The sequence below is a fragment of the Clostridium sp. genome (assembly GCF_050717545.1).
Taxonomy (GTDB): Bacteria; Bacillota; Clostridia; order Clostridiales; family Clostridiaceae; genus Clostridium_AD.
The window spans coordinates 76,605-99,131 of sequence record NZ_JBOITN010000039.1 but is presented as its reverse complement, the minus strand read 5'-3'; the positions used below and the strand labels follow the sequence as shown (position 1 = coordinate 99,131).

The 22,527-nt window shown below is 31.0% G+C and carries 19 protein-coding genes, 1 riboswitch and 1 other annotated feature; of the genes, 16 read left to right on the top strand and 3 right to left on the bottom strand.

Features of this window, described 5'->3' with window-relative positions; all coding sequences use genetic code 11:
* The 10 genes from ACREVX_RS14210 to rpsA form a co-directional block, all read left to right on the top strand.
* Positions 1–800, top strand: an 800-nt coding sequence (locus ACREVX_RS14210) for a sugar phosphate nucleotidyltransferase (protein WP_431544857.1), incomplete at its 5' end; no start/stop codon positions are given.
* 19 nt (positions 801–819) lie between these two features.
* Entirely contained in the window at positions 820–1,929 is a 1,110-nt protein-coding gene (gene glgD, locus ACREVX_RS14205) for a glucose-1-phosphate adenylyltransferase subunit GlgD (RefSeq protein ID WP_431544856.1), read from the top strand.
* A gap of 80 nt (positions 1,930–2,009) precedes the next feature.
* A complete protein-coding gene (glgA, locus tag ACREVX_RS14200; protein ID WP_431544855.1) occupies positions 2,010–3,443 on the top strand; it encodes a glycogen synthase GlgA in 1,434 nt (477 codons plus the stop codon).
* Between the two features lie 95 nt (positions 3,444–3,538).
* The gene (locus tag ACREVX_RS14195; RefSeq protein WP_431544854.1) at positions 3,539–5,971 is read left to right on the top strand and encodes a glycogen/starch/alpha-glucan phosphorylase; all 2,433 of its coding nucleotides are present in this window, start codon (positions 3,539–3,541) and stop codon (positions 5,969–5,971) included.
* Between the two features lie 135 nt (positions 5,972–6,106).
* Positions 6,107–6,208: riboswitch (purine riboswitch) on the top strand.
* A 142-nt stretch (positions 6,209–6,350) separates the two neighbouring features.
* Complete coding sequence (locus ACREVX_RS14190; protein ID WP_431544852.1) at positions 6,351–6,923, top strand: xanthine phosphoribosyltransferase; 573 nt, start codon at positions 6,351–6,353, stop codon at positions 6,921–6,923.
* A gap of 73 nt (positions 6,924–6,996) precedes the next feature.
* Positions 6,997–8,106: a BMP family ABC transporter substrate-binding protein gene (locus ACREVX_RS14185; protein ID WP_431544851.1), complete on the top strand. Its 1,110-nt coding sequence runs from the start codon at positions 6,997–6,999 to the stop codon at positions 8,104–8,106.
* Between the two features lie 147 nt (positions 8,107–8,253).
* On the top strand, positions 8,254–9,786 hold the full coding sequence (locus ACREVX_RS14180; RefSeq protein WP_431544850.1) for an ABC transporter ATP-binding protein: 1,533 nt from the start codon (positions 8,254–8,256) through the stop codon (positions 9,784–9,786).
* Entirely contained in the window at positions 9,787–10,857 is a 1,071-nt protein-coding gene (locus tag ACREVX_RS14175; RefSeq protein WP_431544849.1) for an ABC transporter permease, read from the top strand.
* The gene (locus tag ACREVX_RS14170; RefSeq protein ID WP_431544848.1) at positions 10,858–11,796 is read left to right on the top strand and encodes an ABC transporter permease; all 939 of its coding nucleotides are present in this window, start codon (positions 10,858–10,860) and stop codon (positions 11,794–11,796) included.
* A gap of 468 nt (positions 11,797–12,264) precedes the next feature.
* Positions 12,265–13,440: a 30S ribosomal protein S1 gene (gene rpsA, locus ACREVX_RS14165; RefSeq protein WP_431544846.1), complete on the top strand. Its 1,176-nt coding sequence runs from the start codon at positions 12,265–12,267 to the stop codon at positions 13,438–13,440.
* Between the two features lie 201 nt (positions 13,441–13,641).
* Here rpsA and ACREVX_RS14160 read toward each other — a convergent pair whose 3' ends face one another.
* From ACREVX_RS14160 to ACREVX_RS14150, 3 genes are all read right to left on the bottom strand, one after another.
* The gene (locus ACREVX_RS14160; protein WP_431544845.1) at positions 13,642–14,991 is read right to left on the bottom strand and encodes a sodium-dependent transporter; all 1,350 of its coding nucleotides are present in this window, start codon (positions 14,989–14,991) and stop codon (positions 13,642–13,644) included.
* A 122-nt stretch (positions 14,992–15,113) separates the two neighbouring features.
* Positions 15,114–15,387, bottom strand: a binding site (T-box leader).
* A 70-nt stretch (positions 15,388–15,457) separates the two neighbouring features.
* Positions 15,458–16,255 carry a metal ABC transporter permease gene (locus tag ACREVX_RS14155; RefSeq protein ID WP_431544844.1) on the bottom strand — a complete coding sequence of 266 codons (798 nt, stop codon included), beginning with the start codon at positions 16,253–16,255 and terminating at the stop codon, positions 15,458–15,460.
* Positions 16,256–16,264: 9 nt separating this feature from the next.
* Positions 16,265–16,924, bottom strand: coding sequence for a metal ABC transporter ATP-binding protein (locus ACREVX_RS14150; RefSeq protein WP_431544843.1), 660 nt, complete (start codon positions 16,922–16,924; stop codon positions 16,265–16,267).
* 307 nt (positions 16,925–17,231) lie between these two features.
* Between ACREVX_RS14150 and ACREVX_RS14145 the strand changes: the two genes are divergently transcribed.
* The 6 genes from ACREVX_RS14145 (at position 17,232) to ACREVX_RS14120 (ending at position 22,482) form a co-directional block, all read left to right on the top strand.
* A complete protein-coding gene (locus ACREVX_RS14145) occupies positions 17,232–17,492 on the top strand; it encodes a DUF3892 domain-containing protein (protein WP_431544842.1) in 261 nt (86 codons plus the stop codon).
* Positions 17,493–17,809: 317 nt separating this feature from the next.
* Positions 17,810–18,898, top strand: coding sequence for a nicotinate-nucleotide--dimethylbenzimidazole phosphoribosyltransferase (gene cobT / locus ACREVX_RS14140; protein ID WP_431544841.1), 1,089 nt, complete (start codon positions 17,810–17,812; stop codon positions 18,896–18,898).
* 23 nt (positions 18,899–18,921) lie between these two features.
* Positions 18,922–19,509, top strand: coding sequence for an alpha-ribazole phosphatase (cobC, locus tag ACREVX_RS14135; RefSeq protein ID WP_431544840.1), 588 nt, complete (start codon positions 18,922–18,924; stop codon positions 19,507–19,509).
* Positions 19,510–19,597: 88 nt separating this feature from the next.
* The gene (cobS, locus tag ACREVX_RS14130) at positions 19,598–20,350 is read left to right on the top strand and encodes an adenosylcobinamide-GDP ribazoletransferase (protein ID WP_431544870.1); all 753 of its coding nucleotides are present in this window, start codon (positions 19,598–19,600) and stop codon (positions 20,348–20,350) included.
* A 96-nt stretch (positions 20,351–20,446) separates the two neighbouring features.
* Complete coding sequence (locus ACREVX_RS14125; protein WP_431544839.1) at positions 20,447–21,280, top strand: sirohydrochlorin cobaltochelatase; 834 nt, start codon at positions 20,447–20,449, stop codon at positions 21,278–21,280.
* Positions 21,281–21,351: 71 nt separating this feature from the next.
* The gene (locus tag ACREVX_RS14120) at positions 21,352–22,482 is read left to right on the top strand and encodes a pyridoxal phosphate-dependent aminotransferase (protein WP_431544838.1); all 1,131 of its coding nucleotides are present in this window, start codon (positions 21,352–21,354) and stop codon (positions 22,480–22,482) included.
* The last annotated feature ends 45 nt before the right edge of the window (positions 22,483–22,527 follow it).

The window sequence follows — 22,527 nt, the reverse complement described above, 5'->3', positions numbered from 1 at the left end:
CGGAATATGTTCTTATTTTATCAGGGGATCATATTTATAAAATGGATTATTCTAAAATGCTGGATTTTCATAAAGAAAAAGGTGCAGATGCCTCTATTGCAGTAATAGAAGTTCCTGATGATGAATGTAGTAGATTTGGAATAATGAATACTAATGAGGATGATAGCATATATGAATTTGAAGAAAAACCAAAGAATGCTAAAAGTAATTTAGCGTCAATGGGAGTTTATATTTTTAATTGGGCTACTCTTAAGCAACTTTTAAAAGAGGATAATCAGGATGAAATATCTAGTAATGATTTTGGGAAAAATATAATACCTAAGATGTTAAATAATAATCAGAAGTTGCAAGCTTACCGTTTTAGTGGATATTGGAGAGATGTTGGTACAATTGAAAGCTTTTGGGAAGCAAATATGGATTTATTGTCAGATGATAATGAACTTGATATACATGATGATAAATGGAAAATATATACGGTTAATTCTATGTTGCCACCACAATATATAGGACCTGAAGCAAGTATAAACAATGCAATGCTGAATGAAGGTTGTACGATTCTTGGTGAAATAAGTAATTGTGTTCTTTTCCAAGGAGTACATGTAGGAAAAGGATCGAAAATAACTAATTCAGTTATTCTGCCAAATACTAAAATAGGAACTAACGTAGTTATAGACAAAGCCATTATAGGAAGCGATGTTGTTATAAGACGTAACTCATATATTGGTAATGGTCGCGATATTATTGTTATTGAAAGAGGACGTGAAATTAAAGCTGATTTAATGGTAGTCAATAAATCATAAAATTAAGGAGGTGCTTAAAATGCTTAAAAATTATATAGGAATATTAATGCTAAATGAACAAGAAGATAATATTAAAAGTCTTACAAAATCAAGACCTATAGCGTCGATTCCTATAGGTGGAAGGTACAGGATTATTGATTTTGTACTTTCAAATATGGTTAATTCAGGTATTCATAATATAGGTATATTTACTAATACAAAAACTAGGTCTTTGGTAGATCATTTGGGTTCAGGGCAACCTTGGGATTTAGATAGGAAAATAAATGGACTATTTTTATTTAATCTTACTTCTGAAAGATCACAACTAAGGGATATAGATGTATTAAGTCAAAATATGGAATATATTTATAGAACTAAACAGGAATATGTGATAATTTCTTCATCATACATGTTATGCAATATAGATTACAATGAGGCGGCTAAGTATTATGAGGAGTCAGGTAGTGATATAACAATATTGTACAAAAAAACAAATACAGGAAAAAAACATTATGTAAATTGCAGTACTCTATATATTAATGAAGAAAATAAGATTTTAAGCATTGGGAAAAATATTGGAGCAGAGGACCAATTAAATATATCTATGGAAATGTTTATAATGAAAAAAACTACTCTTATAGATATTATAAACAAATGTGTTCAAACAGGAAGTCATAACTCAATTAAAGAAGCTATCTATGATAATGTTGCAGAGCTTAACGTAAATGCATATGAGTTTAAAGGATACCTTCAATGTGTAAATTCTATAAAAAATTATTATAAAACTAGTATGGATATGTTAAATGGTAAAGTAACTAAGGAATTATTCTTTAATGGCGGGTTAATTTATACAAAGAGTAAAGATGAAGCTCCAACTAAATACTTCAATGGAGCAAATGTTAATAATTCGCTGATTGCAAATGGATGTATATTAAAAGGCACAATAGATAAGAGCGTAATTTCACGAAGGGTAACTGTAGAGGAAAACGCAGAAGTTAAGAATTGTATTATATTTCAAAATTGTGTAATTAAAAAAGGTTGCAAATTAACTAATGTTATAATTGATAAAAATACAATTATAAAAGAGAATACAGTACTTGAGGGTGACGAAGAGTTCCCAGTTGTTATAGAAAAGAAACTTAGAACATAAAAATTTTAAATTTAAGTCGCATTAAATAAATAACATTACAAGATTGTTATTTGCTTAAATATGACTATAGGGGGGTTAGTATGAAAGTATTATTTGTGGCATCAGAAGCATATCCTTTTATAAAAACAGGAGGTCTCGGCGACGTTGCATACGCGTTACCGAAGGCTTTAAGAAAACTGGGAATAGACGCAAGAGTAATTATACCTAAATATAGTAGTATTCCATTGAATTTTAAAAATTGCATGGGGAGTATCGCTAGTTTTAATGTACCGGTTGGGTGGAAAAGTCAATATTGCGGTCTGGAACAACTAATTTATGATGGTGTGCCTTATTATTTTGTAGATAATGAATATTATTTTAAAAGGCCTCATACATATGGAGATTATGATGATGGAGAGAGGTTTTCATTTTTCTCAAAGGCAGTTCTTGAATCTGTAAAATATATGGGCGATTTTAAACCAGATATAATTCACTGTAATGATTGGCAAAGTGCCGTTGTACCGCTTTTACTTAAAGAAAACTATAGTGAAGATGTTTTGTATAATAAAATTAAAACTGTATTCACTATACATAATTTACAATATCAAGGGGTGTTTCCAAAAGAAGTATTAGGCGATCTGTTAAATTTGGATTGGAAGTATTTTAATGAAGATGAAATGAAATTTTATGATGCTGTCTCTTTTATGAAGGGTGGAATAGTTTTCGCAGATGAGGTTACTACTGTAAGTGATACTTATTCAAAAGAGATTCAAACTCCTTTTTATGGAGAAAGACTAGATGGATTATTAACAGAAAAAGCAGATAAGATAGTTGGAATAGTGAATGGTATAGACTATGAATTATATGATCCTAAGATAGATAAAAAAATATTTTATAATTATGATATGGAAAGTATAAATCAAAAGGTTAAAAACAAGTTGAAACTCCAAGAAAAATTAGGGTTTGCCGTAGATGAAGATATGCCAATGATAGGAATTGTTACAAGACTTGTAAAGCAAAAGGGTTTAGACTTAATTGCAGAAAAACTCCAAGAACTTCTTAGTCTTCCTGTTCAAATAGTATTACTTGGAAATGGTGATGGATATTATGAGGACATATTTCAGTATTATGCGTCTATATATCCAAGTAGAATATGTGCAAAAATTATGTATGATGATACTCTAGCACAACAAATATATGCTGCTTCAGATATGTTCTTGATGCCATCTTTATTTGAACCTTGTGGCATTGGCCAACTTATAGCATTAAAATATGGAAGTATTCCAATTATAAGGGAAACTGGTGGACTTAAAGATACAATAATACCTTATGATAAATATACTGGTAAGGGTAATGGTTTTTCTTTTAATAATTATAGTGGTAAAGAGTTATTAGAGGCTATAAATCGTGCTCTTGAATTATACAAAGACAAAACTTCATGGGATAATTTGGTTCAGAATGCTATGAGTTCAAATAATAGTTGGGAAAACTCAGCTAAAAATTATATGAAATTATATAGTAATTTAAAAGAATAATTTATAGTAAAAAAATAAATAACACTTAGGATGTTATTTATTTTTTATATGATAAAGATAAAAGTGAATTCTAAAATTTCTAGGCGGTGAATGTTGTGGTAATTGATAAAGAAATGTTTAAAATAGATTATGTGGAAAAACTACAAACGATGTTTGCAGAAGATGTTATTGATGCGTCACATTTACATCAATATTATGCTTTGGGTGCACTCATAAAGGATTATTGCACTAAACCTTGGATAGAAAGTAATAAAGAGTATGGGAAAAACAGAGGTAAACAAATATATTATTTTTCAATGGAATTTCTGCTTGGTAGGTTACTCAATAGTAATCTAGTTAATTTAGGTATAAAGGATATCTGTAATGATGCCCTTAGCGATTTAGGGATTAGTTTAATTGAGGTAGAGGATATAGAAGCAGATGCGGGACTTGGGAATGGTGGACTTGGAAGACTAGCAGCATGTTTTCTAGACTCTATGGCGTCGACACAGGTACCAGGACATGGGTGTGGTATAAGATATAAATATGGATTATTTAAGCAGAAAATAGAAAATGGCTATCAAGTGGAGGTCCCTGATAACTGGCTAAAAAACGGTAATTCATGGGAAATAAGAAAAGAAAGTAAATCTGTAGAAGTAAGATTTGCAGGAAATGTGTATTTAGAAGAGGTGGATGGGGCTACAAAAGTTGTTCATGAAAACTATGAAGTAGTAAGGGCAGTGCCATATGATACTCCAATAAAAGGATATGAGAATAATACTGTAAATACTTTAAGGCTTTGGAGCGCTGAGACTATGGAGGAAGATTTTGACTTTTCTTCATTTAGTCAAGGCAATTATGCAAAAGCGGGTGAAAATAAATATTCAGCTGAGGCTATTTCACAAATTTTATATCCAGATGATAGCTATGAAAAAGGTAAACTACTAAGGCTTAAGCAAGAGTATTTTTTTGTAAGTGCAGGACTTCAAAGTATTTTAAGAAATTATAAAAAGAAAACACTCCCGCTTATGGAATTTCATAAACACGTTGCAGTGCAAATAAATGATACTCATCCAGCTGTTGCTGTTGCAGAACTTATGAGACTTTTAATTGATGAGGAAAATTTGTCTTGGGATGATGCATGGTATATTACAACTAAGACCATGGCTTATACTAACCATACAATTATGGCAGAAGCGCTAGAAAAATGGCCTGTAGAATTATTTAAGAGATTACTTCCGCGTATTTATATGATCGTAGCAGAAATAAATAGACGTTTTTGCAATGAGGTGTATCACAGGTATAATGGCGATTGGAACAAAGTTAATAAAATGTCAATTATATATGATGGGTATGTTCGAATGGCATATCTTGCCATAGTAGGAGGTCATTCTGTTAATGGAGTTGCAAAACTTCATACTGAATTATTAAAACATCAAGAGCTTTCGGACTTTTATGAATTTTTTCCGGAAAAGTTTAATAATCAAACTAATGGCATAACTCATAGAAGATGGCTACTAAATTCTAATGAAAAACTTGCAAACTTGATAACGGAAACTATAGGTAATCAGTGGATAAAGTCTCCCAATGAGCTTGATAGATTAATGAAGTTTTCAAAGGATGCCGCATTTCAAGAGAGATCGCGAAATATAAAAACAAATAATAAAATAGATTTTTCCAATTATGTATCCCAAAATTATGGGACTTCAATTGATCCGAGTTCTATATTTGATGTACATGCAAAAAGAATGCATTCATATAAAAGGCAAACTTTAAATGTACTTCATATAATGCACTTATACAATCAACTTCTTGAAAATCCAAATTTTGATATGGTTCCAAGAACATTTATATTTGGAGCTAAAGCTTCTCCAAGCTATCATATAGCAAAACAAACTATTAAACTTATTAATACTTTGGCAAGTAAAATAAATAATGACCCAATAGTTAGAGGGAAAATAAAAATATTGTTCCTCGAAAATTATGGAGTGTCCCTAGCTGAAAAAATTATCCCTTGTGCTGATGTTAGTGAGCAGATATCTACTGCATCTAAGGAGGCTTCCGGAACAGGCAACATGAAGTTTATGATGAATGGTGCAATAACAATAGCCACTTTGGATGGGGCAAACGTAGAAATATTTGATGCTGTTGGAAAGAAAAATATTATATTATTCGGTCTAACCGCCCAAGAGGTAATAGAGTATTATAGAAATAAGAGTTACAATTCTTATGATATATATAATAATGATGTTAGAGTAAATAAAGTATTAAATCAAATGGTTAATGGATTTTTTGAAACTCATAAAAATGAATTTATGAGTTTGTATGATAGTTTGCTTTCTCACAATGATGAATATTTTGTACTTAAAGATTTTGATGCTTATGTAACTGCTCATAGTAAAATTGACAAGTTATATAGACAAAAATCTGTGTGGCAGGAAATGGCCATTGTAAATATTGCAAAATCCGGTATATTTTCAAGTGATAATACTATTAGGAAATATGCAAAAGAAATTTGGGGAACGCCACCCGTTAGTATTAAGTTATAAAATATTAAGTTATAATAATATAAAAATGTCGTACTAGATAATTATTTAGTATGACATTTTTTTAAATACATGTTGATTTAACAAAAAAAATGATGTAATATTATAGAATACAAACACGAATGATTAATTGAAAATAAAATCTAATATTCGCAAACTCATATAAGCTTAGGAATATGGACTAAGCGTTTCTACCAAGTAACCGTAAACTACTTGACTATGGGTGTTTTAATAAATACAATAAAATAATTGTAGTTTCAATTAATTTTATTAAAAGTTTTTATTATAAACTCCTTAGCTAACGTATTAACTCGTTATCAAGGGAGTTTTTATTTTAAAAATCTTGGTATGCTGAAAACTTTATTTACAAAGGAGAAGATGTATGGAAATACTAAAGAAAAAGATACTTTCACAAGGCACAGTAATAGATAATGAAATTTTAAAGGTTGATAGTTTTCTCAATCATCAAATTGACGTAAAACTTTTAAATGAAATTGGGTTAGAGTTTAAAAAAAGATTTGAAAATCAAGACATAACAAAAATATTAACAATTGAAGCATCTGGTATAGGAATAGCATGTATTGTGGCACAATACTTTAATAGCGTGCCTGTAGTTTTTGCAAAAAAACATGAAGCTACCACTTTGGATACTAGCGTATATGAAGCAGAAGTATTTTCCTTTACGAAAAACAAAAATTATAGAATCAAAACCAGTAAGAAATATATTAATAAAGAAGATAAAATTTTAATAATTGATGATTTTTTAGCAAATGGAAATGCAGCATTAGGACTTATAAGCATATCACGTAAGGCAGGTGCTGATGTTGTTGGAGTAGGAATTGTTATCGAGAAGGCATTTCAAAAAGGAAGAATATGTATAGAAAAGGAGGGTGTTAAAGTAGAATCATTAGCAATAGTAAAATCGTTAAAAGATAATAAGGTAGTATTTGAATAATAATTATTTGTTATAAAGTAAATTTATGTATTAAAGAACTATTTACAGAAGTAAAATTGGAGGGGGATTAATAATGAAGAAGAAATTAGGAAGTTTAGTACTAGCAGTTACATTAATTATGTCTTTGGCACTTGTAGGGTGTAGTGATAAAAAATCAGTAACAGATACTGAGATTAAAACTGAGGACAAGAAAGTAAAAGTAGGGTTTATATATGTAGGACCTGTAGGGGATGAAGGTTGGACTTATTCTCATGATATGGGAAGAAAAGGACTTGAAAAAGAGCTAGGTGTAGAGACATTATATAAAGAGTCAGTGAAAGAGGATTTAGCGGAAGTAGAAAAAACATGCGAAGATATGATTAATCAAGGAGCTAATGTAATTGTAGGAACAAGTTACGGATTTATGGACGGAATGGCAGCGTCCGCAGCTAAACATCCAGAAATTAAATATCTTCATGCATCTGGGAGTAAAACTTCAGAAAATATGTCCAGTTATTTTGGCCGTATATATCAAGCAAGATATCTTTCAGGTATAGTTGCTGGAATGAAAACTAAAACAAATAAAATTGGCTATGTAGCAGCATTTGCAATGCCAGAAGTAACAAGAGGAATAAATGCATTTACCTTAGGAGTACAATCTGTTAAGCCAGATGCTATAGTAAAGGTGAAATGGACTAATACTTGGTATGACCCAGCTACAGAAAAAGAAGCAGGAAAAGCACTAATTGCAGAGGATGTAGACGTAATTACTCAACATCAAGACACTGCAGGACCATTACAGGCAGCAGAAGAGGCAGGAATATCAGCTATTGGATATAACACAGATATGAAAGCTAAAGCACCAAAAGCGTATATGACTTCACCAGTTTGGAATTGGACACCATATTATGTTGAGCAAGTTAAAGCAATTCAAGCTGGTACATGGAAATCAGGAAGTTATTGGGGAGGCCTTGAGTCTGGAATAGTTGCACTTGCACCTCTTACAGAAGTTTCGCCAACTGGGGCTAAAGAGGCTGTAGAAAAAGCAAAAGCTGCTATACTCTCGGGGGAAAACAAAATATTTGTAGGACCAATAATGGATCAAAGTGGAGCAGTTAAAGTTGAAAAAGATAAAGTGATGACAGATAAAGAATTACTAGAATTTAATTGGTTTGTTAAAGGCGTAGAAGGAAAATTAGAGTAATGATATAGTATAAAAATGTAAGGTTAATAATGGAACTCAAATATAGTAAGTATGAATTTCATACTTACTATATTTATTGGATTTTAAGTTTATATTATATGCTTTAGAAATAAGTCCTAAAAATATTAAAGAGAGGAGAAATTAAATATGGATAAAATACCTTATGTGTCTATAGAAAATATTAGCAAGACTTTTGGAAAAGTAATAGCTAATAATAATATGAATTTAACTATATTTGGTGGAGAAATCCATGCACTTTTAGGTGAAAATGGGGCAGGTAAAAGTACTCTCATGAATATGTTATCAGGAGTATATACTCCAGACGGCGGGGCTCATAATGGTCACATTAAAATTCATGGGGAAAATATGAATTTTAATTCTCCTAAAGATGCTATTAAGGCTGGTATTGGGATGATATATCAACATTTCAAATTAGTCGAGGAAATGACTGCTAAGCAGAATATACTCCTAGGACAAAATAGGGGGATATTTTTTAATAATAAGTTAGAAATAAAAAAGATTAATGATATATGTGAAAAATTTCAGTTAGAGGTGGATATAAATAAATATGTTTCTGATATGGCAGTAGGTGAAAGGCAAAATCTTGAAATACTTAAGGTGCTTTATAGAGGCGCTGATATTTTAGTGTTAGATGAACCTACTACAGTATTTTCGCTTAGTGAAACAGAAAAGTTATTTAAGATAATGAGAAAAATGAAAGAGCAAGGAAAAGCAATTATATTTATAAGCCATAAAATGGATGAAGTAATGGAGATTTGTGATAAAATTACTGTTTTAAGAAAAGGTGAAGCTGTAAAAACAGTAGAAAAAGTAAATACTAATCCAAAGCAATTAACAGAATTAATGATGGGACGCAAAGCGAACTTAAGTATAAAAAGGGTAGATAAAGATCGAGGAGAGATACTTCTTGAGGTATCTAATTTAAGAGTTTTAAATAATGAAAAAGCAGAAATAATTAAAGAAATGAGTTTCACATTAAGACGTGGCGAAGTTTTGGGTGTTGCAGGTATTGCTGGTAGTGGTCAAAAAGAATTATGTGAAGCTATTGCAGGTATTCAAAAAGTATCTGGTGGTAAAATAATATTTGAGGGGGAAGATTTAGTAGGTAAATCTCCTAGGGATATTATTAATAAAGGCATAAGTATGAGTTTTATACCAGAAGACAGATTAGGAATGGGATTAGTTGCATCATTTGGCATGGTGGATAATCTTTTGCTAAAGGATTACCATAAACAAAAAGGGATGTTTATAGATAGAAAACCTGTAATTGTAAAAGCTAAAAAAATGGTAGACAAGTTTGAAATCAAAACGCCAGACATAAATCATCCTATAAAATATTTATCCGGTGGAAATATTCAAAAGATTTTAGTTGCAAGAGAATTAAGTATGTATCCTAAAATACTCATTATGGCATATGCCGTAAGAGGGCTGGACATTAATACATGTTATACAATATATGATTTGATAAGCCAGGAAAAAGAAAAAGGAACTGGGGTATTATTTATTGGAGAAGATTTGGATGTGTTGATTAAGTTATGTGATAGGATTATGGTGTTTTGTGACGGAGCGGTTACTGGTATTATTGATGCTAAGGATGCTTCAAGAGAAAAAATAGGTATGATGATGGTGGGAAAAACAGTAGAGGGGGAGGGTAAATAGATGATGCAGATTATTAAAAGAGCAGAAACTTCAAAAACTGATAATTTTAAAATTAGAAGCATTGCAATACTCCTATCTTTATTAATGTTAGGTATTTTTTTGATAATAATTAAACTTAATCCTATAGAGGTATATGCAGCACTTATTAAGGGAAGTTTTGGGACAATTTATAGTTTAAGGCAAACGCTTATTAGGGCAATACCACTAATTATAACTTCGCTTGGAATAGCTGTAGCCTTCAAAATGCAGTTTTGGAATATTGGTGGAGAAGGACAAATAGTAATGGGAGCTTTTGCTGCAAGTTTTTTTGCGCTTAGATTTCCGGATATGGACAAATTGCCTTTGCTTTTAATAATGTTTTGTGCAGGTGTTATAGGTGGGGGGTTATGGGCACTAATTGCAGCTGTGCTTAAAGGCAGATGGAAAACCAATGAAACAATTGTAACCTTAATGCTGAACTACATAGCATTAAAATTTATAACATATTTGAAATATGGACCTTGGAAAGATAAGAATTCAATGGGTTTCCCAAAAATACCTAGCTTTTCTCCAAATGCTACACTTCCAGATGTTTTAGGTATAAATATAGGATGGATAATCTCAATTATACTTGTTATAATAGTGTATATTTTCATGAAATATACTAAAAAGGGATATGAAATTTCAGTGCTTGGAGAAAGTGAAAAAACAGCTACATATGCAGGTATTAATATTCGAAAAACAATGTACATAGCTATATTTATAAGTGGAGCATTATGTGGAATTGCAGGTGTAATTCAAGCATCAGCAGTTAGCAGAACACTATCTGTAGAAGTTGCAGGTGGAGCTGGATTTACAGCTATAATTATAGCATGGTTATCTGCACTGTCTGCACCAATCATAGTAATAGTATCTATACTTTTTGCTGCACTTTTGGAAGGTGCGTCATATATTCAAACAGCCCTAGGAATACCTCAAGCAGCAGCTCAGTTAATACAAGCAATTGTTTTGTTTTTCGTATTGGGCAGTGAATTCTTTACTAAATATAAAATAAAATTTAAGTCCCTAGACATGCGAAAGGAGGCAAAATAAATGGATAGTATTACATCATTTTTAGCAGCTGCTGTGGTAGCTGGAACTCCTCTGCTTTTTGCTACATTAGGTGAAATATTAACTGAGAAAGTAGGAAACCTTAATTTAGGCGTAGAAGGTATGATGCTTATGGGTTCTGTAATTGGGTTTATGGCAGGATTAAATACGGGAAGCCCTGTTATAGCAATGCTTGCTGCAGCAATTGCAGGAGGGCTTGGAGCTTTAATTTATGCATTTTTAACTATATCGCTTAGGGCGAATCAAGTAGTATGTGGCCTTACACTTACTATATTTGGGACAGGGTTTTCAAGTATGGTAGGTAAAAAATTGATTGGCCAAGTTACTCCAGATAAGATAAAAGTATTTTTTGTACCTAAAAGAATTCCAATAATCGGTGATATACCTTTTATAGGAGACATATTTTTTAATCATGATGTGTTTGTATATCTTGGATATATTGTAACGGTGCTTTTATTTATATATTTATACAAAACTGCTAAAGGCTTAAACACAATGGCGGTTGGTGAAAACCCAGCAGCAGCAGATGCGGCAAGTATTAATGTTAGTTTATATAAATATGTTAATACTCTAATCGGTGGAGCTCTTTGCGGTCTTGGAGGAGCATATCTATCTCTTGTTTATGTACCAGCTTGGCAGGAGAATGTAACAGCAGGAAGGGGCTGGATAGCAGTAGCCTTAGTAATTTTCGCAACTTGGAGACCTCAAAGGGCACTTATTGGAGCATATCTATTTGGAGGTCTTGACATAATAGGATTTAGACTACAAGGATTACCTGGGTTTGAAGTATCTCAATATTTAATTGATCTTTTGCCTTATGTAGTTACAATAGTTATCCTAGTAATAGTTTCAATGAAAAAATCCAGCAAGAACTCACCGCCGGCAGGGCTTTCTAATCCTTATTTTAGAGAAGAAAGATAAGCTAATGGTTGGATTGTTTTTAGGGGCGGTTAACAATTTTATAAATAAATGTTGGATTAATATTGTTGTTAACTGTCCCTATTATTTATTATTTATGAAAAAGGAATAATTCAAACACTTACTGGATATATTAGAAATTTAAAGAATAATTTGGGAGTACTATATATTTTTAATAATAAAATGCTTTTAGAATATAATATAGATATTAGAGTTCGTGCTGTTTGTGAACCTTACATAGAACTTAGTGGGGCAAAAATTATAAAAAATAAAATGAAATTGAATGGTATGACCTTATGAATGGGTGAAGTATGATATAATAGAGAAGATGGGTTAAAGAAAAGATCTAAAAAAGGCGAAATTTAAAAATAAGAAGGATTTCAATGAATATTTATAGAATATATAATAGTAGACTGTAAATAATCTAAAAATAGATTTAGCAAAAGTATTTAATAAGAGGAGTGTATATATATGACAACAGATAATAAAGAAGAAGTTACAATGAATGATATAATGGATAATAACGAGGAAACTATTGTAAGTATTAACAGTGGAGACGTTGTACGTGGAACTGTACTTTCTGTAAATGAAGAGGAAGTTCTTGTGAACATAGGATATATGACTGATGGAGTTATACCAAAAGAAGAAGTATCAAATGAAAAAGAAGTAATCCTATCAGAGGTTATTAAGATTGGCGATGAAATTTCTGTATATATAATGAAAGTAAACAATGGAGAAGGTAATGTGCTTTTATCTAAAAAAAGAGCAGATGGCCTTAAAATATGGGATGAATTCCAAGAAATTTTAGATGGAGATAAAACTTTAGAAGTAACAGTTAGTGATATTGTTAAAGGTGGAGTTACTGCTTATATTGAAGGAGTTAGAGCGTTTATACCAGCATCACAAATATCAGACGCATACGTTGAGAAATTAGAAGACTATAAGGGTAAAACATTAGTAGTTAAAATAATAGAACTTGATAAAGAAAACAAAAACATAGTTTTATCTAGAAGAGTAATAGAAAAAGCAGAAAATCAAGTTAAAAGAGATTTAATTTGGGATGAACTTAAAAAAGGTGAAAAGAGAAAAGGTGTTGTAACTAGACTAGCTAAATTTGGTGCTTTTGTAGATTTAGGTGGCATTGATGGTCTTATTCACATTTCACAATTATCATGGAAAAGGGTTCAAGAACCATCAGAGGTAGTGTCAGTTGGAGATGAAGTTGAAGTTGATATTTTAGATTTCGATAAAGAAAAAGGAAGAATATCTCTAGGACTTAAAGGAGCAGAAGGTAACCCATGGAATAATATAACAAGCACTTATAAAGCTGGTCAAATAGTTGAAGGAACTATTGTAAAATTAATGGATTTCGGTGCTTTTGTACAACTTGAATCAGGAGTAGAAGGATTAGTTCATTTATCAGAAATATCAGAAGAACATATTGCAAAGGTTTCTGACGTATTAAAAGTTGGAGAAGTTGTAAAAGTTAAAATTGGTGAAATAAATGAAAAAGATAGAAGAGTAAGCCTAAGCATTAAAGAAGCAGCAAGAGGAAATGAAGATTTCTCACAATATAAGCAAGAAGAACAAGGTGGAGTAACACTAGGAGATATATTAGGAGACAAATTCAAAAATTTTAAATTCTAGTAAAAATTATGAGGCAAAACAATTAATAGTTGTTTTGCCTCATTTTGAGTAAAGGGGGCAGAATATTGTTTATGTGTGAAGTCTGTGGAAAGCCAGCGGATAAACATCATATAGTTTATAAAAGCTATAGGAGACAGAAAAGATGTCCCCTATAGCTTTTATTTTAGTGATTATTAATACTGCAGCTCCGCAGGTGATGATTTAACCTAAATTAATAATTCCTGTAGAGTATAATAATATTATACCTATAGAAACAGGGGCAACAAATTTAATTATGAAGCTATAAAGTTTTTCAACTTTAAATGAATATAATCCATTGCTTGTAATTTCTTTAACTGCATTTTTACTACCCCAAACCCAACCAACAAAAATACATATCAATATTCCAGCCGTGGGTAAGAAGATATTAGAGGCAACAAAGTCAAAGAGATCGAAAAAGTTTTTACCAAATATTTTGATATCACTCCAAACTCCAAAAGATAAAGTACTTGGTATTGATACAGCAAAAACTGATAAGGCGGTTAAAATAGTGACTTTCTTTCTTGAAGCATTATATTTTTCTGTAAAGAAAGATACAATAACCTCTAAAAGAGAAATTGTTGAAGTTATAGCGGCAATACCAACTAAAAGAAAAAATAAAGTTTCAAAAACTGCTCCGAAAGGCATAGCCTTAAATACTGCGGGAAGAGTTATGAATATTAAGGATGGACCTGAGGTTGGTTCTAGTCCATACGCGAATACTGCTGGGAAAATTACTAGGCCTGCCATTAAAGCAATTAGAGTATCGGCAATAGTTACTTGAATTGCCAAGGAAACAATGTTTACCTTTTTATCAATATAACTTCCGTATGTAAGTATTATGCCCATGCCAAGGCTTAGAGAATAGAAAGCATGACCTAAAGCTTCTAATACTCCTTTAGTAGTTAGTAATGAAAAATCTGGTTTAAACAGAAATTCAACACCTTTTGAAGCGCCATCTAATGTCAAAGATCTAAACATTAATATAACGATTATAAAAAACAATAGTGGCATTAATATTTTGCTGTATTTTTCAACTCCACTTTTAACTCCTAAAATTACAACTAAAGATGTTAGTGCTAAAACTAAAAAACTTCCGAGTAATGGCTCAATTGGATTACTTGCAATATTTCCAAAGTAATCAGTTAATTTATCAGGAGGTACAGTTATTAAAGTTCCCATAGCTGACCTGCCAATATATGAAAAAACCCATCCTGCAATTATAGAATAAAAAGATAATATTATAAATGCAGTGGAAACCGATAAAACACCTGTTAAGTACCAAGGCTTTTTAGGCTCAATTTGTTTAAATGCAGCGATGGCATTAACTTGCGTTTTCCTACCTAAAACAAATTCGGAAATCATTACAGGAAGACCTATTAATAGTATACATGCTAGGTATACTAAAATGAAAGCGGCACCTCCGTTTTTGCCGGTTATATAAGGAAATTTCCATATGTTGCCTAAACCTACAGCTGAACCAGCGGCGGCTGCTAAAACACCAAATCTTGAACCAAAATTATCTCTTTTCATTATTAGTCTACCTACCTTTTTTTAACATATTTTTGTAAATTTTAAGTTTTGAAATCATCGTAAAGTCTTTAAAAACATTATAATAAAAAAATCTTTCGTCCCTATGAATATATTTATATATTCATAGGGACGAAAGATTATATTTTACGTGATACCACCCTAATTTGTAATTTATTAAATTACCTCATTATTCAAGTCAAAGTAAATTTTGTATAGTACACTAATAGTTTACTTAACTTTAGTCATATAACGGTGACAACCGGCCTCATCTACAGAATAAATCTTTGAAATTGGCGCTCAAGAGGGATCATTATACCTAACTAACACTAACTTTCACCAAATGTTAGTTCTCTGTGGATAGAAACTCGGTATTTTTATTTCTTTCATCACTTTTAGAAATATTATAATTTTTTAAAACTTATTAATATTATATATTTATCACTACGTAATGTCAATATATTATACATTAAACTTTAGATAATAATTTTTTGATTCCAATTACAAAAACTAAGACAAATACGGAAGTTAGAGCTATAGTTCCTCCAGGGGCACAGTTTATGTAGTAAGATAGAATAAGTCCTAAAATTATGTCGATAAATCCAAACATTATTGAGCAAATTAGAGTATGTTTAAAGCCCTTATTTAGCTGCAGTGATGTAGCCACAGGTAAAGCTATCATTGAGGACATAACAAGTATTCCAAGTATTCTTAGTGAGACTGAAATAGTAGCCCCTACAAGTAGAGCAAAAACATAATTTATTACCTTAACTTTTACACCAGAAACCTTAGCACCCTCTTCATCAAAAGTAATATATAACAATTGGTTATATAAAGAAAATAAAGTTATTATAGAAATAATACTAAGAACAAGCATTATGTATAAATCTGTTTTTGTAACAGTCAGAATGCTTCCAAATAGATAAGAATTAACGTTAGCACCTGCTTTACCTGTACTTACTAGAGTTATTCCAATACCCACACTAAAGGTAAGTATAATAGCCAAAATCAATTCTGCGTATTTTTTATAATAATCTCTTAAAAATTCAATGGATAAGCCACATAGAGCTGTAAAAATAAAAGCACAAATTATAGGATTATATCCAAGAATTAAGCCGATAGCAACTCCTGCGAAGGAGGCATGTGACATAGTATCACCCATCATGGAATATCTTTTTAGTACAAGAAAAACACCTACGATTGGGAATAAAATAGAAATTAAAACTGATGCAATTAAAGCATTTTGCATAAAACCATATTCAAACATAAAATGATTTTACCCCCTTTCTTTAGCTGATTTATTTAAATAATCATTTATAGTGTAAAGTATTCCATTACCGTTAGTCATTTCAAAAATATCAGTTGAATTCTCAAGGGCCGCTTTTATGTTATGTTCAACAGAAATAACTGTAATACCTAGGTTAACATTTAATCCTTTAATAATACCATATATATCTTCCATGCTTTGTACGTCTATACCGGTGGAGGGTTCATCTAGAATAAGTAGCTCGGGGTCACCTATTAAACTTCTAGCAATGAATATTTTTTGCTGCTGACCTCCAGAAAGATTCCCAATAAGAGTATGGCAATATGCCTCCATGCCTACAGCTTGTAAACTTTTTATAATAAGATTTTTATCTTTAAGTTTTAGTACCCGTCTATGGCAATTTAGCATCTCATAAACCGTTATAGGAAATTGTGCATTAAAATTTTCAACTTTTTGTGCTACATATGCTATTCTCGATGTAAGTATGACAATTTCGCCACTATTAGGTTTTAATAAATTCAATATTAGTTTAACTAAAGTACTTTTAGCACTACCATTTTCACCTAAAATTGATACATAGCTACCTTTTTTGATTTTAAGGTTAACATTATCTAGTATGTAGGCCTTTGAATTTGTATATGTAAAACATAAGTTCTTTATGTCAATCATTTAAATCCTCCTTATAATTTCCTGATTAAGAACTACTGTTTATTTTAGAATTAATTATGAAATATCGTATAATCATTATTCTAACTAATAATAGTAGCAACAAATAGTATACACCTAAATGCGAATAACTTGCAATAACTCTCTCCATATTATTGACAAATATTCATATAATATATCTCATAAAATTTATAAAATTGGTAAAACTAAATATGATGATACTTTATTTTATAGCATACTTAATAATGCTTAAGTATATTTCAATAAAAATGCTTAGTCTATGCATTTAAATAAGAAAGGTAGTGTTATTATGAATAAAAACCAAAATTCAACACATGTTATTAGTAGAGTGGCTAAGGATAGTCAAGGAGAAATCACGGCATATGAACTTGAAAACGGAGAGATAGTTTCTAAAGAACAAGCTGTGTTGCTTTCGAAACAGGGGAATATAAGTGGAGTTTCTGTCTCAACATCAAAAAAAGGTGAAGAATTCTTAAGAAGTCTACCAGATCAAAATAAGGCTAATAACTTAGATAGTTTGCCAGTTATTGACGATAATGATATAAATTAATAAAAAACATTAATAACTGCACAATACTTAAAGGCAAGGACATTTAATTGTTCTTGTTTTTTTGTTTTAACTATTTATCTTTTAAGTTTAAGGGGAAGGGTTAATAATTAATGCTTTGTTTTAGATTAACTACTTAAAATAAATTTTTGCAATCCTTGAAAAAAAATTCTCTTTAGAATAGAATATTATGAAGGCGTGTTTAATTAAAATATTCTTATTATAGGAAAATAAAGAATAATAATATAGTTATAATCTTTCCTTTGCGCTACGTTAAAATTTTATGATGAGATTAGATAGATTGTTAGGAGGCTAAACAAATGGAACTTCTAGAAAGTACTTTACAGGCAATAGAGCCACTAAATAAGGAGGCTATAAAAAAGGCGTGGAATAGAATTGATAGTTTAACAAAGCCAATAGGAAGTCTTGGTGAAATAGAGAATATTATAGCCAAGATGGCTGGAATTACGGGATTGGTACATAATAAGATAAATAAAAAAAATGTAGTGATATTGTGCGCGGATAATGGGGTTGTGGAGGAGGGAGTATCTAATTGTCCTAAAAGTGTAACGGCTACAGTTACTAATAATTTCACAAAAGAAATTACGGGTGTTTATGTTTTATCAAAATTTGCTAGAAGTGATATTACCGTTGTAGATGTAGGTGTGGACGCTGATTTTAATAATCCTAAAATTATAAATAAAAAAATTGCATACGGTACCATGAATATGATGAAGGGGCCTGCTATGACAAGGGCGCAGACCATAAAAGCTATAGAAGTTGGTATTGAAACAATTGATGATTTAGTATGTAAGGGTTATGATTTATTTGGTACAGGAGAAATGGGTGTAGGAAATACCGCCACTAGTGCTGCTATATTAAGTGTTTTTTCTGGACTCGAAGTAGAAATGTCAGTGGGTAAGGGTTCTGGAATTACGCAGGAGCAATTCATTAATAAAAAATTAGTTATTAAAAAATCAATCCAATTGAACAAGCCAGATAAAAACGATGTTATTGACGTATTGTCAAAAGTTGGAGGATTTGATATTGCAGGACTATGTGGTTGCTTTCTAGCAGCAGCTAAGAACAGAGTTCCTATTGTTATTGATGGCTTTATAGCTTCTGCAGCGGCGCTGTGTGCTTACAAATTAAACCCTCTAGTAATAGGGTATATATTTGCATCTCACCTGTCAGCAGAGCCAGGAGCGACTTTTATAATGAATGAAATAGGATTAAAGCCAATGCTTAATTTGAATATGAGACTCGGGGAGGGGTCAGGGTGTCCTCTTGCGTTTAATATAATTGAGGCGGCGCTGTTTACAATGGATAATATGGGAACTTTTGAGGATGCAACACTTGATAGTAAAAAGTACATAGATATAAGGGAGAATCCCGTAGAAATACCGTAGGGTAGAATTTAGGTGGTAGAATTATGAATATTTATTTATTAAGGCATGGTCAGACTCAGGAAAATAAAAAAGGTTCTTATTATGGCAATTTAGATGTAGGCCTAAATGAAATTGGGGTAAGGCAAGGAAATAAAGCTAAAATATTCTTTAATGATGTAAAATTGGATGGTGTATATGTTAGTGATAAAGTAAGAACTTTGGAAATGGCTAGATTAGCGATAGGGAAAAAGGAAATAGGAATTATTCGAGACAATAGATTAAATGAAACTAACTTTGGAGATTTTGAAGGAAAAACTTATGAGGAGATTAAGTCCGCCTACCCTAAGGAATGTTTGTGCTGGAGAAACAATTGGAAAGAATTTGTGCCACCTAACGGCGAAAGTTACATAAAGTTATGTGAAAGGGTTAAGAGTTTTATGGACCATATTAAAAAGTTAGATGAAGAAAATATTTTAATATGTGCACACGCGGGGGTCATAAGGGCAATATATTGTTATGTCATGGATGAAAACATAGATTTGTTTTGGAAATTTGGATGTAAAAATGGAGATATAAGTATTATAAAATATGAATATGGTAATTTATATATTGATTCAATTATACATATTTAATTTATTGTGAATTATTTTAAAATTAATTTGAACATTTTTATTAGAAAAGAGGTGAGCTTTGCAGGGGAGACCTTCGCAAGCGAATATGATAAGAGAATATATAAATGATTTTTTATTATTTTTTCAGTTTTTTACACGGATACCTATAAATAAAAGTTTAAATTGTGATAAGGAAAACTTTAGGCGTGGATCTATATTTTTTCCTGTAGTTGGGTTATTTGTAGGTGTTGTACAGTGGCTAATCTATTATTTGTTGATAAAAGTGCTGCCTATAAATATTACAGCAGTATTTGTAGTTATTATACCAATAGTTATTACTGGAGGGTTGCATGTAGATGGGCTTGGAGATACCTGTGATGGTTTCTTTTCGTTTAAAGGTGATAAACATAAAATAATAGAAATCATGAAGGACAGCACAGTAGGAACGTATGCTACTATAGCCGTAGTTTTTGATATGTTGATGAGATATGTTGCAGTGAGCACTGTCATAGGAATAAATTTACCACTTATATTAATTGCTACACCAATAATTGCAAGATTTTCTGTTGTTTTTATATGTTTTATAGGAAAAAATGCTAAGGAAACAGGATCAGGGAACATATTTATTGGTAATATTGATGTGAAAAGACTAGTGATTGCAGCAATTATAACTATTGTATTTGGGACTTTATTAATAGGGTTAAATCAAAGTATTATACTGATAGTATCAGCACTAATTTTTAGTTTCCTTTTTAATAAGTTTTGTGAGAGCAAAATTACGGGACTTACTGGCGATACTTTAGGAGCTAATAATGAATTGGTTGAAATTTTAGTTATAGTTCTATTTATAGGAATGAACTGAGGTTTAAAACGGGAGAAATAATACCTAATTGAGGACGGTTAATAATTGCAAGCGATCTATAAAATCATAAAAATATTTATTAAGGCGGAAGAAAAAATGAAGAAGGCAATTTTAGTTGTAAGCTTTGGAACTACATATTGTGATACAAGAAAAGTAACTATTGATAAAATAGAAGAAAAAATAAAAAATACATTTGTGGGTTATGAGATAAGAAGAGCATTTACATCGCATGTTATTCTTAAAGTGCTTAAAAAGAGAGACAACATTTATATAGATACACCAGAAGAGGCTTTAGAAAAATTAAAAAATGAAGGGTATAACGATGTTATTGTTCAACCTTTGCATGTTATTCCTGGGTCTGAATTCGATTACATAAATGATGTAGTTAATACGTATAAAGAATCTGAATCATTCCAAAATATTGTGATAGGAAGACCACTTATAAATTTTAAAGGAGAAGAACCTGGTGTACCAGATGATTATGCTATAATGCTTACTGCTCTTTCAAAGCAATTACCACCAAGTGATACAGTGATTTTGATGGGACACGGCACAAGCCATATTGCGAATGCAGCATATTGCTACTTTGAAAGAGTTTTAAGGGATAAAGGCTTTGAAAATGTTCATTTAGCAACGGTAGAGGGGTATCCAACTTTGGATAGAATAATGCCGAATATTATAGCACAATCAAGCAGAGAGGTTATTTTAATGCCCCTGCTACTAGTAGCAGGGGAGCATGTAAGAAATGACATGGCGGGAGAGTCTAAAAATTCCTGGAAGAGTATTTTAGTAAAAGAAGGTTTCAAAGTTAAAATATATTTACATGGACTGGGAGAAAATAGCGATATTCAAGACATTTATATACAACATATTAATGATGTAATTAATAAAAGGTTTATGAATGCATGCAAAACTCATAAGGGTATTTAAATTTTCGCTATGATACTCGAAAGTAAAATTATAAAAGAAGTGGAAATTGTACAGGAGAAGGGAGCAATTCAATGATACATGGTGGAGATGTTTATACTAATGGACTACTTAAGGGCAAAAAATTAATAGATTATAGCTCTAATATAAACCCATTAGGGGTGCCTAAAAGTTTTACTGATAATGTTAATGAAGCAGTAAGTGCATTAACAAGGTACCCAGATATTCAATATAGGGACGTGTTAAAATCCCTAAATGAATATACCGGTTGCTCAGAGGAATATTTTGTTTTAGGGAATGGAGCCGCAGAAATAATTGACTTAGTTATATCTTGTCATAAAAGCTTATTAATTGTGGTGCCTTCATTTGTAGAGTATGAAATCGATGCTAAAAGGTGGAACTGTAGAATAGAATTTTCTTACTTAAAACAGAATAAGGATGAAAACGTATTATTAAAGCATGAATATGATCAGCTTTCTTATGATTATGAAGATATTCTAAATAAACTACAAAATGTAGAAGGTTTAATTTTAGGTAATCCTAATAATCCTAATGGGAACATTATTGATAAAAATGAGTTTCATAAAATTCTTAAATATTGTGATAGTAATAACAAAGTGATAATAATAGATGAGGCTTTTATTGAATTTACGGGGGATGCTGGGCATAGTTTTTTAAATGAAGTTAAAGATTACAAATGTTTATTTATAATAAGAGCTTTAACTAAGTTTTTTGCTATGCCGGGTATAAGATTTGGATATGGAATAAGTAGTAACAATGATTTAATAAAAAGAATGAAAGATAAACAAAATCCTTGGAATATAAATTGTTTTGCACAGGTTGCTGCATGCCATGTGTTAAAGGATGAATTATATATTGAAAAAAGCAAAGAATGGATAAGGGAGGAAAGGCCTAGATTCATGAAATTATTAAAGAATATTTCCTTTATTAATAAAGTGTTTTCAACCTTTGGAAATTATGTGTTATGTAAATTAGATGGACATACCTTTGAAAGGGGACTAAATTCAGAGGAGCTTTATAAACTATGTCTAGTACGAGGGTTTGTAATAAGAGAAGTAGACAATTTTAGAGGACTTAATAATCAATACATAAGGCTCGCAATTAAGGATAATGAAAGAAATGAAAAATTGATAACGGTGTTTAAAAATATTAGGCTAGGCAGTAAAGATATGGGCGTAGAGTAGGGACAAATAGTAATATTTTTGCTTAAATGAATATAATTCTAATTG